Source organism: Enhydrobacter aerosaccus (assembly GCF_900167455.1).
GTDB lineage: Bacteria > Pseudomonadota > Alphaproteobacteria > Reyranellales > Reyranellaceae > Reyranella > Reyranella aerosaccus.
This window is the reverse complement of sequence record NZ_FUWJ01000006.1, coordinates 263,893-278,004: the sequence shown is the minus strand read 5'-3', so window position 1 is coordinate 278,004 and position 14,112 is coordinate 263,893. Positions and strand designations below refer to the sequence as shown.

The following is a 14,112-nucleotide window of genomic DNA, read 5'->3' as shown; positions in this document are numbered from 1 at the left end:
ACGGTCGGCACCATCATCATCGTCATCTTCGCCGAGCCGCTGACGGCGATGGCCCAGAAGTTCGGCCCGGCCGACTATTGCTCGCTCATGGCGCTCGGCCTCGTCGCCGCCGTCGTGCTGGCCAGCGGCTCGGTCCTGAAGGCGATCGCGATGGTGTTCCTCGGCCTGCTGTTCGGCCTGGTCGGCACCGACGTCAATACCGGCGCCCAGCGCTTCACCTTCGACATCCCCGAACTCAGCGACGGCATCGACTTCGCCCCCATCGCCATGGGCCTGTTCGGCATCGCCGAGATCGTGGTCAATCTCGAACGCAAGATGTCGCGCTCGGGCGCCATCAAGGTGAGTTCGCTGTGGCCAACCCGCGAAGAAGTGCGGCGGGCCTGGCCCGCGGTCCTGCGCGGCACGGCGCTCGGCTCCATCCTCGGCGTCCTGCCGGGCGGCGGCCCCACCCTCGGCGCCTTCTCGGCCTACACGCTGGAGAAGAAGCTCTCCAAGCGCCCAGGCGAGTTCGGCAAGGGCGCGGTCGAAGGCGTCGCGGCGCCGGAATCGGCCAACAATGCCGCTGCCCAGACCTCGTTCATCCCCATGCTGACGCTCGGCATCCCCTCCAACGCCGTCATGGCCTTGATGGTCGGCGCCATGATCATCCAGGGCATCCAGCCCGGCCCCGAGGTCATGACCAAGAAGCCGGACCTGTTCTGGGGCATGATCGCCTCGATGTGGATCGGCAACCTGATGCTGGTCATCATCAACCTGCCCATGATCGGCATGTGGGTGAAGCTGCTGACGGTACCCTACCGCTTCCTGGCCCCGGCCATCCTGCTGTTCTGCTCGATCGGCGCCTACAGCCTGCAGAACAGCACCTTCCACGTCGTCCAGGTCGCCATCTTCGGCGTGCTCGGCTACGTCTTCGTCCGCCTCGGCTGCGAAGGCGCCCCCTTCCTGCTGGGGCTGGTGCTCGGGCCCCAGATGGAGGAGTATTTCCGGCGCGCCATGCTGCTGTCGCGTGGCGACCCCGCGGTCTTCATCCAGAGGCCCATCAGCCTCGGCCTGCTGATCGCTACCGCCGTCCTCCTCCTCCTCATGGCCCTCCCCAGCATCAAGAAAGCAAGGGAAGAGGCCTTCCAGGAAGAGGACGCCTGACCCTTAGGGAGTTTTGCCATGTCCGACCTGCCCAAGCGCGTCACGATCGATGAGGAAGGCCCTCGCGAAGGGTTCCAGTCGGAAAAGAAGATGATTCCCGTCGCCGACAAGGTCCGCCTCATCGAGGCCTTGGCGGAGACGGGACTGACGCACATCGCCTGCGTCTCCTACGTCAATCCCAAGCGCGTACCCACCATGGCCGACGCCGAGGAAGTGGCAGCGGCCATCCGGCGCAAGCCCGGCATCCATTACAGCGCGCTCTATCTCAATCAGCAGGGGCTCGAGCGAGCGTTGCGCGGGCCACTCGATGTGCAGGGCAGCGTGCGCATCACGGCCTCGGAGACCTTCTCGCGCAAGAATATCGGCAAGTCGGTGGCGGACTCGCTGGTCGAGCAGCGGATGTCGCTGCAGACCTTCAAGGATCGTGGCATGCCCGTCGAATGGGGCGTGGTGCTGGGCGCCTTCGGCTGCAACTACGAGGGTGAGCTGTCGACCGAGTTGATCCTGCAGCGCTGCCGCCAGGTCCTCGACGAGGCTGAAATGGCCGGATTCCAGCTCAAAGGCATCAAGCTGACCGATGCCATGGGCTGGGCAACCCCGCTATCCGTAGAGCGGCTGATTGGCGCCATCCGCAGCAAGTGGCCGGAACTCGAGATTTCGCTCCACCTCCACGATACGCGCGGCACCGGCATGGCCGCTGCGTACGCCGGCCTTCGTCTGGGCGTGACCAAGTTCGACGCTTCGGTCGCCGGTCTGGGCGGCTGCCCGTTCGCGGCCACGGAAGGTGCGGCGGGCAACATCTGCACCGAGGACTTTGCCTTCATGTGCGAGGAGATGGGCATCGAAACCGGCCTCGATATCGAGCGCCTGATCGAGGTAGCCAAGCTCGCCGAGCAGGTCGTCGGCCGGCAGCTGCCCGGCCATGTGATGCGCGGCGGCACGCTCAAGGCCGCCAAGCAACGGGCGGCGCAAAAGGCCGCTGCATGAACGCCGAGTCCCGGCTCGCCGATCTGGTGCCCGACTCGACTTATGTCGACGTCGCCGCCCTGCCCTGGCAGCCGACGCGCTTTCCCGGCGTCGAGTGCAAGGTGCTGATGGAGAACCGCGCGACCGGCCTGTCGACCGCCCTGATGCGCTGGGCACCGGGCGCCCGCCTGCCTCATCACGAGCATGTCGAGATCGAGCAGAGCTTCATCCTCGAAGGATCGCTGATCGACCGCGACGGTGTCTGCACCGCCGGAAACTACGTCTGGCGCCGTGCCGGCAGCCGGCACGATGCCTGGACCGAGGAAGGCTGCCTGGTGCTGGCGATCTTTCTGAAGCCGAACAGATTTTTCGATCAGTCGGGAGAATAACGAGGGTAATGGCTGGCGTTCTTGAGGGGATCCGCGTCCTCGATTTCGGTCGGTACATAGCCGGCCCCTTCTGCGGCACCATGCTGGGTGATCTTGGCGCCGAAGTGATCCGTATCGAGAAGCTGGAGGGCAGCGAGGACCGCTGGGTCACACCGGTCACCGACAGCGGCGAAGGCGCCATGTTCCTCCAGATGGGGCGCAACAAGCTCGGCCTGACACTCAACCCGGTGAAGCCGGCGGGCCGCGAGATCGTCAAAAAACTCGTCGCCGTCTCCGACGTGGTGATCGCCAACCTGCCCTACGAAGACCTGCAGAAGATGGGGATCGACTACGAGTCCCTGGAAGCGATCAATCCACGCATCATCCTCGCCACCAACTCCACTTTTGGATCCGAGGGTCCTTACGCCACCCGCGTCGGTTTCGACACGATCGGTCAGGCCATGTCCGGCGCCATGTACCTCTCCGGCGACGGCAAGGTCCCGACCCGCATGAACGCGCCGTTCGTCGATTTCAGTTCAGCCCTGCTCAGCACCGTGGGCGTCCTGGCGGCGCTGATGGACCGGCAGAAGACCGGCAAGGGCCAGAAGGTCGAGACCGCCCTGCTGCGCACGGCCATCAACATCACCAACGGCCACCTCATCGAGCAGGCGATACTGGATCTCAACCGGATCGCCACGCTCAACCGAGGCTTCACCGCCGGCCCCTCCGACACATTCAAATGCAAGGATGGCTGGATCTACGCCATGACCATCGGCCAGCCGCTGTTCGTGCGGTGGTGCCGGCTGATGGGTGACGAGAGCCTGGCCACGGATCCGCGTTTCAAGGACGATCTCGCTCGCGGCGACAATGGTGAGGCCCTCTCCGAGATCATGCAGAAATGGTGCGAGCAACGAACCGTGGCCGAGGCCCTGGCGGAGCTCGAAGCCAACCGCATCCCTGCCGGCGCGATCTATACACCGCAACAGGCCCTCGACGACCCGCATGTCCAGCAGGCCGGGTTCTTCCACCCGATGGAGTTCCCAGGGGCCGCCAAACCCATTCCGGTCTTGCAGGAGCCCGTCAGGCTTTCCCGTACTCCGCTCACCATCCGGCGCCGCGCGCCGAAGCTCGGAGAACACACGGACCAGATTTTGCAGGAACTCGGCTACGGTCCCGCCGCCATAGAACGGTTGCGGGCGGACCGGGTGGTCTAAAGCGCGTGACCGATCCAGGGACCTCGCGCCTTCGTAGACGTTACGGGGACTGATGAGGCGCCGTTTCTTTCTCACGACGATGTTGTCTACCGGAGCCGCTCGAGCCGCGGCCGCCTTGGATTTCCCCTACGGCAGCAGTCATATCTTCGCCGTCTATCGAAAGGGCGAACTGATCGGTCATCATGCGCTGCGCTTCCGGCACGAGGACGGCAAGCAATACGTCGCGACCTCGCTCGACCTGGCCGTGAAGGCCTTGGGAGTCACGCTCTTTCGCTATAATTATCGCTGTCATGAGGTTTGGGAGGGCTCCACCTTCCTGCGCCTGGAGTCCGAGGCAAACGACAACGGGACGAAATATGCCGTGAAGGCCGAGCACTCTGCCAGCGCCGTAGCGGTCGACCGGCTCGAGCCAGCCGCATCCTCGCCCGGAGGCCAGGAGAGCGTGCAGCCGGCGACGGAAGTGCGCGACAAGCTGCCTGCCGGCATCCTTCCGTCGACGCATTGGAACCGTCTTCAGGTCGAACAGTCGGCTTTGCTCAATACCCAGTACGGAACCATCTCGAAGATAAAGGTGTCCGTCGTCGGCCAGGAAGCGGTGAAGACGGTGACCCATACCCTGACCGCGACACGCTACGACTACACGGGCGACTTGCGGTTCAGCCAATGGTTCGATGATCGCAATCGATGGGTGAAAGCCAGCTTTCCCGCTCCCGACGGCTCGATCATCGACTACATTCTGCAGGAATGACTCCGCCTGATCGCTTCGCCCGCCTGCCGCGGCTGCTCGCAGCCGACGCCGATCTCATGCGGCGCGGCCATTGGCTCACTGTCGAATGCCGCATCGATATCGGCGCCGAACCGTTTTTCCTGTCCATCAGCGCCGGCGCGATAGCGAACCTCGATCGCGGCCTACGGCTGATGCGGTCGACTGCCTTCACGTTTCGCGCCGCGGAGGAAGCTTGGGCCCGCTATTGGGAACCCATTCCAAAGCCGGGCTGGCACGATCTCTTCGCGCTGACCAAGCGCGGCGCCGCCTCCATGGAAGGTGATTTGCGCCCGCTGCTGCAGAACCTGCAGTACTTCAAGGACCTGCTGGCCCTGCCGAGACTGGCACAGGGAGCGTAACGTGGCGCCGAAGCTCGATCCCATGATTGGCCGCTACCTGCGCACGGAGATCGGCGGCGTTCCTCACCGGCTCTATTTCGAAGAGGCGGGCCAGGGAATACCGCTCGTGTGCCTCCACACGGCCGGGGCCGACAATCGGCAATATCGACACCTGCTTGCGGATCCCGAGATCACGCGGCGTTTTCGGGTGCTTGCGTTCGACCTGCCCTGGCATGGCAAATCGACGCCGCCCGATGGCTGGGAACGCGAGGAGTATCGGCTGACCACCGAGAGCTATACGGCCGCGATCCGGGCTTTCTGCGCCAGCCTGGAACTGGACAAGCCGGTCGTCATGGGCTGCTCGATCGGCGGCCGCATCGTGCTGAACCTCGCGATCGCGCACGCGGCTGAATTCAGGGCTCTGATCGCGCTCGAAGCGGCCGACTTCCAGCAGCCCTGGTACGACACCGCCTGGCTGCATCGCCCCGATGTGCATGGCGGTGAGGTCTGTGCCGCCCTGATCTCCGGCCTGATCGCGCCGCATAGCCCGCCGGTCAGTCGTCATGAGACGCTCTGGATGTACATGCAGGGTGGACCGGGCGTCTTCAAAGGCGATCTTTATTTTTACCGCGTCGATGGCGATCTGCGTGAAAGGGTCAAGGCGATCGACACCAGACGCTGCCCTCTGTACCTGCTTACCGGCGAGTACGATTTCTCCTGCACGCCCGAAGATACGCTGCGCACGGCAGAACAGATCCCCGGCGTCGAGGTGCAGATCATGAAAGAACTCGGGCACTTCCCGATGAGCGAGAACCCGGCCAAATTCCGCGAGTACATCCTGCCGGTTCTGGAGAAGATCGCGTCCGGACCGTGAACGAGCCTCCGAAAACCATCGACGCCCCGAAAGGGCTATGATCTTCCCTCAAAGGATCTGGAAAACCTCGTAGACTGGCCCGGTCGGATCGCGCCGACCGGTGGCGACGCAAACGATGCGATTGAGGAACCGATATTTCTCGGAGGCGGTCTCGAACCAGGGCGTGGTGCGGAAATAATACTGGCTCGGATCGACCTTCTCGCCCTTATTGAGCTGCTCAATGACCCAGGCTGGGCCGTGCCGCATGCCTCGATAGTGCATGTAGATCAGATGATCGTCGTGCGTCTTGAGGCTGAGCCGCACATCGAGCATGAGGATACCGTCGCGCCGCTGCAGCAGCCAATCCCCGCCCGGGGTCGGCAGCACGATTCCCTTCAGCTCCTTACCCTCGAAATGCCCGCCTTTCACCGTCGCGATACGGCGGCGGCCGTAGGGAGTATCGCCGACGTCGGTCACGTTGGAATCGACGTCGAGCGTTAGGGTGAAGAGATGAGATGACAGCAGTGCTGGTTCGGCCATGACGCCCTCAGATTCTGGCGCTGCGTCCAGCCCAGTAAGGCTCACGCAGCTCACGCTTCATGATCTTGCCGATGGTGCTGCGCGGAAGCGAGTCGCGAAATTCGACTCCGACCAGGCGTTGCGTCTTGCTGAGCTGGGCGTTGGCCCACTCCTTGACGTCGCCCTCACCGACCTTTGCCCCTGGACGGCGAACACAAAGCGCCAGCGGCGATTCACCCCACTGATCGCTCGGAACACCGATCACCGCAGCGTCGACGATATCGGGATTTTTGAGCAGCAGCACCTCGATGTCGGCGGCATAGACGTTGAACCCGCCGGAAATGATCATGTCCTTCTTGCGATCAAGCAGGACGACGAAGCCGTCCTCGTCGATCTTGCCCATGTCTCCCGACTTGAAATACAGCCGCCCCTCCTTGTCGTACCAGAGAAGGTCGCGCGTCTTGTCATCCTGCTTGTAGTAGCCCTTCATCATCAGCTCGGCTCGCCCGGCAAGCTCGCCGACCTCGCCTTGCGGCAGCACCTGCCCCTGCTCGCCCAGGACCACGATCTCGCTGCCCAGCCCGGGCTTGCCGACCGTATGTAGCTTGTCGGGGTAAAGGTTTGCCTCCAGCGTGCAGCTTCCTCCACCCTCCGTAAGGCCATAGATCTCGATCAATCGGCCGGGCCAGCGCTTCAGGCAATCGGCCTTCACCTGCGCACGGAGCGGCGCACTGGTGGAGAGCTTGGCCTTGAAGGCGCTGAGATCGTATTTGTCGAAATCCGGATGGGCGAGGATGCGCTGATACTGCACCGGCACGAGCATGGCATGGGTGACGCGCTCGCGCTGGGCGATCTCCAGAAACTGCACGACGTCGAACTTGCGCATCAGGATGGTCGTGCCGCCGATGCCGATCGTGGCCAGCACCGCGACCAGCGTCGTGTTGGAATAGAGCGGTGTGGACGCTAGCGAGATGGTGCCGGGACTGTAGTCGAAGGCCGTGAAGCGCACCGCCAGCATGTCGCGCATCACGTGGCTGTGTAGTATCCCTTTCGGCAGCCCAGTGGTTCCGGAGCTGTAGATGATATTGAAGTCGTCTAGGGCATGGATGGGCTGTTCGAAGGCCAGCTCGCTGGCTTGGCTCATCCAATGTTCGAAGCCTTGCCATCCCGGGCGCTCGAAGTCGTAGGCGATACGGCCGCCAGGAACGAGCTTGGACAGCTTCTGCTCGTAGGGCTCGACCAGCTGGCGATACTGGTCCGACAGAAACAGCACTTTCGCGTCGCAGTCGTCCAGCATCTTCTCGAGCGCATCCGATGCCGCCATCGTCGACAGCGGCACGACGCAGGCCCCGGATCGCAACCCGCCGATGAAGGTCTCGAGATATTCGATCGAGTTCACTGCCAGGACGGCGATCTTGTCGCCTCTGCCGATACCCATGCCGGCAAGAGTGCGCGCGATCTTGTTCACGCGACGGTCGAAGTCGTGCCAGGTCCGAGCCTCGCCCTGGCATTGCACGACGATCTTGTCCGGATAGAGCTTCGCGTTGCGGGCGACCCGCACAGGGATTGACACGAACTCGGGGAATTCCCGCTCCGTCGGCTGCGGAACCAGCGGCTGATCCGCGCTCATGTCCCTCACCTACTTCTTCTTCGGCTCCACCTGTTCGACAGGCCCGCCTGCCTTCTTCCACCCGCTCAGGCCGCCCTCGAGATGGGCGACCGGCGAAAGCCCCATATCCTGGGCCGTCTTCGTCGCCAGCGCCGAGCGCCAGGCACCGGCGCAAAAGAAGATGAACTTGTTGCCGGTCTGGAAATAGTCCTTGGCGTACGGACTATGTGGATCGATCCACATCTCGAGCATGCCCCGCGTCACGTTGATCGCGCCCGGGATCGTGCCGTCCCGCCACAATTCCCGCGGATCCCGGATGTCGATGAATGTGATGCCCGGTTGTCCGAGAAGCTTCTTCGCCTCTTCGACCGACACGGTTTCGATCTCTCGGCTCGCTTCGTCGACCATCTGCTGCACGGTCTTCTTGATGTTCAACGGCATCGATTCTCCTCCCGGACGATGCCCATTTGTACTTGCTGGGCACGAAGCGCGGAAGCCCTCCGCTTGTTCGATATTCGCGGAACGATGCCTTCACAGCCGACCCACTTCGAACCCCGAGCAGGTGAATCCGAATTGAGCCAGACCTTCCTCAAGATAGTCGCTGACCAGTGGCTGGCCGAGGAGGTAGTCCGCGGTGCGCTCGATATATTCGCGCAAGGCCTCGTCGTGGAGTGCCTGCCATTCCTCCATCTCGCGGTCGCCGCGTCCGAGTTGCATCAAGGCCACGAGATCGGCCTTCTCGTCGTCGCCCAGCGCGTCGATAAAGGCGACGATTTCCTGAACGACGGGATTGTCCGAATGTTCTTCGAGAACGGCGATCATCCTGTCGTCAGCGGCGTTGGATGCATCGTCCGGATCCGTCGTCACGTCCTGCACGTCGAACTCGCGCGCCTTGACGATGAGGTAACAGACCTGCTCGGCCGAAATCGAAAGGGTTGGCATCGCGGGCGACTCCTCCTGGCGAGCCGAACGACCCGCCGCGCGGCGGCCGCCTAGCGCTCGGGGACGGACTCCTTCAGTTCCGCGAGCCAGACATCGGGGCTGCCATCCGAAGGAGCTCGCCAATCGCCGCGCGGCGAGAGCGATCCCCCCGACGAGATCTTCGGTCCATTGGGCAACGCCGAGCGTTTGAACTGGTTGCTGAAGAAGCGGCGCAGAAAGAGCTCGAGCCACCGCCGGATCTCCTCGAGTGCAAAGGCTCGTTTCGTCCCTTCCGGAAGGTTCGCCGGCCAGGCGCCGCGCTCGACATCGTGCCAGGCATTCCAGGCCAGGAAGGCGATCTTCGACGGCCGGTAGCCGAGACGCGTCAGATAGTACAGATTGAAATCCTGCAGCGCATAGGGCCCGACAAACTGTTCGGTCGACTGGATGACGCCGCCGGCATCGGCCGGAATGAGCTCGGGTGAGATCTCGGTGTTGAGGATATCGTGCAGGATGACCGCCGTTTCCTGATCGACGTCGCCCGACGCTGCGACGAAGCGGATCAGATGCTGGATCAGCGTCTTGGAGACGGAGCCGTTCGGATTGTAGTGGGACATGTGGTCGCCCACGCCATAGGTGCACCAGCCGAGACCGAGCTCGGACAGGTCGCCGGTTCCGACAACCAGCCCGCGATGTTGGTTAGCGAGCCGGAACAAGTAATCCGTGCGCAGCCCCGCCTGCACGTTCTCGAAGGTGACGTCGTAGAGCTTCTCGCCCTTGGCGAAGGAATGGCCGATGTCGGCCAGCATCTGCTTCGCCGCCGGCTTGATGTCGATCTCGTCGGCCGTCACCCCGAGTGCCTTCATCAGCCGCCAGGCATTGGCATAGGTCTTGTCCGAGGTCCCGAAGCCCGGCAGCGTGAACGCCTTCACGTTCTTGCGGTCGAGGCCCAGCATGTCCATCGCCCGACAGGTCACAATCAATGCATGAGTGGAATCGAGACCGCCTGAAACACCGATGACAGCGTTCTGCACGCCGCTCGACTTGAAGCGCTGGGCAAGGCCCTGGACCTGGATATTGTAGGCCTCGTAGCAATTATCGCGCAGCTTTGCCGGGTCCGACGGCACATAGGGGAAACGCTCCACCAGGCGATCGAGCGCGACCGATTCGGTCGGCGCGTCGAACGAAAAGGCAATGCGCTTGAAACAAGCCACCCGCTCGCGTTCCTGCAGCGCGCAATCGGCGAAGCCATTGTTGCGCAGCCGTTCCTGGCGGATTCGGCCAACGTCGACATCAGCCTGCACGATCGTGGAGTCTTTCTCGAAGCGCGACGACTCGGCCAGCAGATCGCCGACTTCGTAGATCGCCGCCTGGCCGTCCCAGGCCAGATCGGTGGTCGATTCACCGGGCCCCGCCGCGGAGTAGGCATAAGCCGCGATGGCGCGCATCGACTGGCTGCCGCACAGCAGCTGGCGCGCCTCGGCCTTGCCGATGGTGATGTTGCTGGCGGATAGGTTCACGAGCAACTCGGCACCGGCCAGCGCGGCGTGGCTGGAGGGCGGCACCGGAACCCAGATGTCCTCGCAGATCTCGACATGGAACGTGAGATCGATGCCCTTGGCCTCGAACAGAAACTCGGTGCCGAACGGCACTGTGTGTCCGGCAATCTCGACTTCCTGCCGAATCACGTTAGCACCCGAGACGAAGTGCCGCTTTTCGTAGAACTCGCGATAATTCGGCAGATAGGTCTTCGGCACGACGCCGAGAATCTTGCCACGGTGGATAACGATCGCGGTGTTGTAGAGCCGGCCGGCCAGACGCAGCGGCGCGCCGACGATCAGGACCGGGAACAACGTCTTCGATGCCTCGACCACCTTGGCGACGGAGTCTTCGACCTCGTCGAGAAGGGCATCCTGCAGAAGCAGGTCCTCGATGGCGTAGGACGAAAGGCCGAGCTCGGGAAAGACCATGACTGCCGTCCGGGCCTTGTCCCCGGCGGCGGCAAGCTTCAACGTCTCGGCGAGGTTGTAAGGGGCATCGGCGACGCGGGTACGCGGAACGCAGCAGGCGACGCGAACGAAGTCGTGGGAGTAGAGGGAGAAAAAATCGGATTTCAAGGGATCGTGGTCCGGCGATGGTGGGCGCGACAGGGATTGAAGCTGTGCCCCCGCCATGTCAAGGAAGTCGGAACGGACAAATACAATGGCGCCAAGCCGGCGGAAATGCCCGTCTCACAGCCAACCCTGTTCGAGCTCTTCATCAACCGTACGACCGCCAACGAGCTGGGACTCGTGGTTCCACCAGCCCTACTGGCGCGCGGCGAGCGTCGCCGAAAGTGCGCTTTCCGCGACAGTCGCCAGCTCACCGGATGATGACACAGTTGAACCGGCCGGCTTTGACCTTCCTGCTCATCGCAGGCCTCCCGATCTCTGGCAGAACGTGCCGCAAGCGATACCGGGAAAATCAAATGAGACCAAGGTGATGGTGGGCGCGACAGGGATCGAACCTGTGGCCACTGCCATGTCAAGACAGTGCTCTACCGCTGAGCTACGCGCCCATCACCGGAGGGCGGTCGTCTACATCGCCGCTTGCCGCTTTGCAAGCCCGGGACGCGTGACGTCCTCCCGCGCACGCGCTATGAAGGCCGGATGGACTTTGCGGCGCCTTCGTCGGAACACGAGGCTTTCCACTGCCGCCTGCCAGAGCGGCAGACCTTTCCGATGGTCGTGGCCTCTCCCCACAGCGGCGACAGCTACCCTGCCGATTTCCTGAAATTGGCAGCAGTGCCGCTTGCGGCGCTGCGGCGCGCCGAGGATGCTTTCGTCGACGAGTTGTTCGGAGACGCACCCGGCCTCGGCATACCGCTCCTGGCGGCCCGTTTCCCGCGCTCCTATGTCGACGTGAACCGCGAGCCCTACGAGCTCGATCCGGGCATGTTCGAAGGACCGCTGCCGCGTCCCCTCAACCACCGCACCACCCGCGTGGCCGCGGGTTTGGGCATGATTCCCCGTGTCGCCGCCAGTGGCGAGGCCATCTATCGCCGCCGCGTTCCGGCAGACGAGATCGAACACCGGCTCAAGACCTGCTGGCGGCCTTACCACACCGCCCTGGCGCGACTTGTCGAAGAGACCCACTGCCATTTTGGCACGGCCCTGCTGATTGATGCGCATTCCATGCCTTCATCCGCTTCAGGGCTGACGGGACGGGACAAGGATCAACGCGTGGATATCGTCCTGGGCGATAACCATGGCGATGCCTGCCCCCCCGACATCGTCGACCTGGCGGAGCGCTGGCTCGCAGGCCAGGGGCTCCGGGTGCTACGCAACCAACCCTATGCCGGTGGCTTCACCACCCAGCGCTACGGACGGCCGGCGGCCGGCCGTCACGCCCTGCAGATCGAGATCAATCGAGGACTGTATATGGATGAGGCGCGCCACGAACGCCTGCCGACGATGGGGGTCGTGAAGCGCCTGATGACCGGTCTGCTCGAAGAGCTTGGTCGCAACACCCTGCGCTCACAGCTTCAACATCCGTTGGCTGCCGAATAGGCAAGCCCAGCACGACGGCAAAATCGATCCAGACACAATGCGGGCAAAAAAAGGGGCCGTGACAAGCACGGCCCGAGTTTAGGGAGGAAACGCCCAAGACGGGCATACAGCAAACAAAGAGGCCGCCGAGGCGGCGTTTGCTGCCCGCTAAGAATGGTGCACCTGCGAAGAGAATGCAAGGGGCAAAAAGAGCCTTTCAGTTCACACCCTTAACCAATCCTCATGTAACGGAACGGGTGTGGCCTTTCTGCAACGCACAAGAAATCCGGGAAGCAGAGTTGCAATGATTGCAAAGCTATGACGTCCGCGTCACTGCGAATTTTATATAGTGTGTCCAATGGTTTAGCCGCATGGGGAGGGTCTGGTGGCGAAAAAGTTCGTAGTCGCGATGATGATGCATGAGACGAACACGTTCTCGCCCCTTCCCACTCCCATCGAATCCTTCGCCAAATCGGGCGCTTTGAGCGGTCTGCAGGCCATCGCCGAGGCCGAGGGGACCAATACGTCGCTGGGCGGCTTCATCGAGATTGCCCGCAAGGCGGGGGCGGAATTCGCGGTGCCGATGGCCGCCGCCGCCAACCCGTCCGGCCTGGTCACCAAGGCTGCCTACGAGCAGATGACCACGGCCATCGTCGACGAGGTCCGGAAGGGCTGTGACGCCGTCCTGCTGGCGCTGCATGGCGCCATGGTCGCCGAGCACTATGACGACGGCGAGGGCGAGTTGCTGAACCGCATCCGCCGTATCGCGCCCGACGTGCCCATTGCCGTCGCCCTCGATTTCCACACCCAGATGACCGACGCCATGGTCCGGGGCGCGACTGTCATGACAGGCTATCGCACCTACCCCCATGTCGACATGGCCGATACGGCCCGCCGCGCCGGCCGGACCCTGATGCGGGCTCTGGCCGGCGAGGTCGAACCCAAGATGGTATGGGGCAACCGCCCGATCATGAGCAGTTCCCTCGTGCACACGCCGTCGCGCGAGCCAATGAAGACCCTGATGGGAATGGCCAGTCAGGCCGAGGATACCGGCCAGGTCCTGAACGCCTCGGTATTCGGCGGCTTCCCGCAGGCCGACATCCCTCACCTCGCCCTCTCCTCCGTGATCGTGTGCGACAAGCGCACTGCCGAGGGCGAGATCCTGCTGAACAAGATCCTCGATACGGCCTGGGAGAGGCGTGAAGGCTTCCTGTTCCATCCGGAACCGCTGTCGGTGCAGGTGGCCCGCGCGAAGTCCCTGGAAGGCGGCCCGATTGTCATGGCCGACCACGGCGACAACACCGCCTCAGGCGGCACGCAAGACGTCATGAGCGTCATCGAGGAAGCGATCAAGCAAGGCCTCGAGGACGCCTGCGCCGGACCGGTCTGCGATCCGGCCTGCGTCGATCAGATGATCAAGGCGGGCGTGGGCGCGGACGTGACGCTGGAGCTGGGGGGCAAGATCGACATGCCCGCCATGGGCCTCAAGGGCAAGCCGCTCAAGATCAGGGGCAAGGTCAAGGCCATAACCGACGGCACATTCGTGGTGACTGGGCCGATGGCCACCGGCACCACCATCCGCATGGGGCGCACCGCCGTCCTCGACACCGGCAAGATGCAGATCGTCGTCTCGGAGCGCCGCAGCGAGCCGTTCGACCTCGGCTGCTTCACCCATTGCGGCATCGATCCGCGACGCAAGAAGTACGTGCTCATCAAGTCTCGCCAGCATTTCCGGGCGGGCTTCGAGCCCATCGCCAAGCATATCGTGATGTGCGACGGTGACGGCTGCACGGCGTCGGACCTGAGGCTGTTCAAATACACCAGGATCAAGCGCCCGCTTTATCCATTCGATCCAGACATGCGGCTGGGCCGCAACGAAGCGTAGGAG

General features: G+C 63.4%; 15 protein-coding genes and 1 tRNA gene. 10 read left to right on the top strand and 6 right to left on the bottom strand.

The annotated features are described in order from the left end of the window. From B5D62_RS21545 to B5D62_RS21515, 7 genes are all read left to right on the top strand, one after another. The coding region (locus B5D62_RS21545) for a tripartite tricarboxylate transporter permease (protein ID WP_085935996.1) at positions 1-1,143 on the top strand (1,143 nt) is incomplete at its 5' end. A gap of 18 nt (positions 1,144-1,161) precedes the next feature. Beyond that, positions 1,162-2,130: a hydroxymethylglutaryl-CoA lyase gene (locus B5D62_RS21540; protein ID WP_085935995.1), complete on the top strand. Its 969-nt coding sequence runs from the start codon at positions 1,162-1,164 to the stop codon at positions 2,128-2,130. Continuing rightward, positions 2,127-2,498, top strand: a complete 372-nt coding sequence (locus B5D62_RS21535) for a cupin domain-containing protein (protein WP_085935994.1) — start codon at positions 2,127-2,129, stop codon at positions 2,496-2,498. The genes B5D62_RS21540 and B5D62_RS21535 overlap by 4 nt, the downstream gene beginning before the upstream one ends. Positions 2,499-2,506: 8 nt before the next feature. Beyond that, complete coding sequence (locus tag B5D62_RS21530) at positions 2,507-3,691, top strand: CaiB/BaiF CoA transferase family protein (protein WP_085935993.1); 1,185 nt, start codon at positions 2,507-2,509, stop codon at positions 3,689-3,691. Positions 3,692-3,743: 52 nt separating this feature from the next. Next, positions 3,744-4,439, top strand: coding sequence for a DUF6134 family protein (locus tag B5D62_RS21525; protein WP_139374007.1), 696 nt, complete (start codon positions 3,744-3,746; stop codon positions 4,437-4,439). Then, positions 4,436-4,816, top strand: coding sequence for a hypothetical protein (locus B5D62_RS21520; protein ID WP_085935991.1), 381 nt, complete (start codon positions 4,436-4,438; stop codon positions 4,814-4,816). Before B5D62_RS21525 ends, B5D62_RS21520 begins: the two co-directional genes overlap by 4 nt. Before the next feature lies 1 nt (position 4,817). After that, a complete protein-coding gene (locus B5D62_RS21515) occupies positions 4,818-5,669 on the top strand; it encodes an alpha/beta fold hydrolase (RefSeq protein WP_139374006.1) in 852 nt (283 codons plus the stop codon). 48 nt (positions 5,670-5,717) lie between these two features. Here the strand turns inward: B5D62_RS21515 and B5D62_RS21510 are convergent, their stop codons facing one another. The 5 genes from B5D62_RS21510 to B5D62_RS21490 all read right to left on the bottom strand — a co-directional run bounded on the left by B5D62_RS21510 (position 5,718) and on the right by B5D62_RS21490 (position 10,814). Further along, positions 5,718-6,188: a DUF3237 domain-containing protein gene (locus tag B5D62_RS21510; RefSeq protein ID WP_085935990.1), complete on the bottom strand. Its 471-nt coding sequence runs from the start codon at positions 6,186-6,188 to the stop codon at positions 5,718-5,720. A 7-nt stretch (positions 6,189-6,195) separates the two neighbouring features. Then, positions 6,196-7,797, bottom strand: coding sequence for a class I adenylate-forming enzyme family protein (locus B5D62_RS21505; RefSeq protein WP_085935989.1), 1,602 nt, complete (start codon positions 7,795-7,797; stop codon positions 6,196-6,198). Positions 7,798-7,806: 9 nt separating this feature from the next. Next, positions 7,807-8,217: a rhodanese-like domain-containing protein gene (locus B5D62_RS21500; RefSeq protein ID WP_085935988.1), complete on the bottom strand. Its 411-nt coding sequence runs from the start codon at positions 8,215-8,217 to the stop codon at positions 7,807-7,809. A gap of 90 nt (positions 8,218-8,307) precedes the next feature. Further along, complete coding sequence (locus tag B5D62_RS21495) at positions 8,308-8,718, bottom strand: DUF3775 domain-containing protein (RefSeq protein ID WP_085935987.1); 411 nt, start codon at positions 8,716-8,718, stop codon at positions 8,308-8,310. Positions 8,719-8,768: 50 nt separating this feature from the next. Beyond that, positions 8,769-10,814 (bottom strand): NAD(+) synthase, encoded by a 2,046-nt coding sequence (locus B5D62_RS21490; protein WP_231714888.1) that lies wholly within the window; start codon positions 10,812-10,814, stop codon positions 8,769-8,771. Between the two features lie 36 nt (positions 10,815-10,850). On the opposite strand from B5D62_RS21490, the gene B5D62_RS32985 reads away from it, so the two are divergent. Next, positions 10,851-11,069 carry a hypothetical protein gene (locus B5D62_RS32985; RefSeq protein WP_139374005.1) on the top strand — a complete coding sequence of 73 codons (219 nt, stop codon included), beginning with the start codon at positions 10,851-10,853 and terminating at the stop codon, positions 11,067-11,069. A 110-nt stretch (positions 11,070-11,179) separates the two neighbouring features. Here B5D62_RS32985 and B5D62_RS21485 read toward each other — a convergent pair. Further along, positions 11,180-11,254 (bottom strand) — tRNA-Val (locus B5D62_RS21485). Positions 11,255-11,345: 91 nt separating this feature from the next. Between B5D62_RS21485 and B5D62_RS21480 the strand changes: the two genes are divergently transcribed. Then, a complete protein-coding gene (locus B5D62_RS21480; protein WP_085935985.1) occupies positions 11,346-12,245 on the top strand; it encodes an N-formylglutamate amidohydrolase in 900 nt (299 codons plus the stop codon). A 364-nt stretch (positions 12,246-12,609) separates the two neighbouring features. Next, positions 12,610-14,109: a M81 family metallopeptidase gene (locus B5D62_RS21475; RefSeq protein ID WP_231714887.1), complete on the top strand. Its 1,500-nt coding sequence runs from the start codon at positions 12,610-12,612 to the stop codon at positions 14,107-14,109. Positions 14,110-14,112 lie beyond the last annotated feature (3 nt).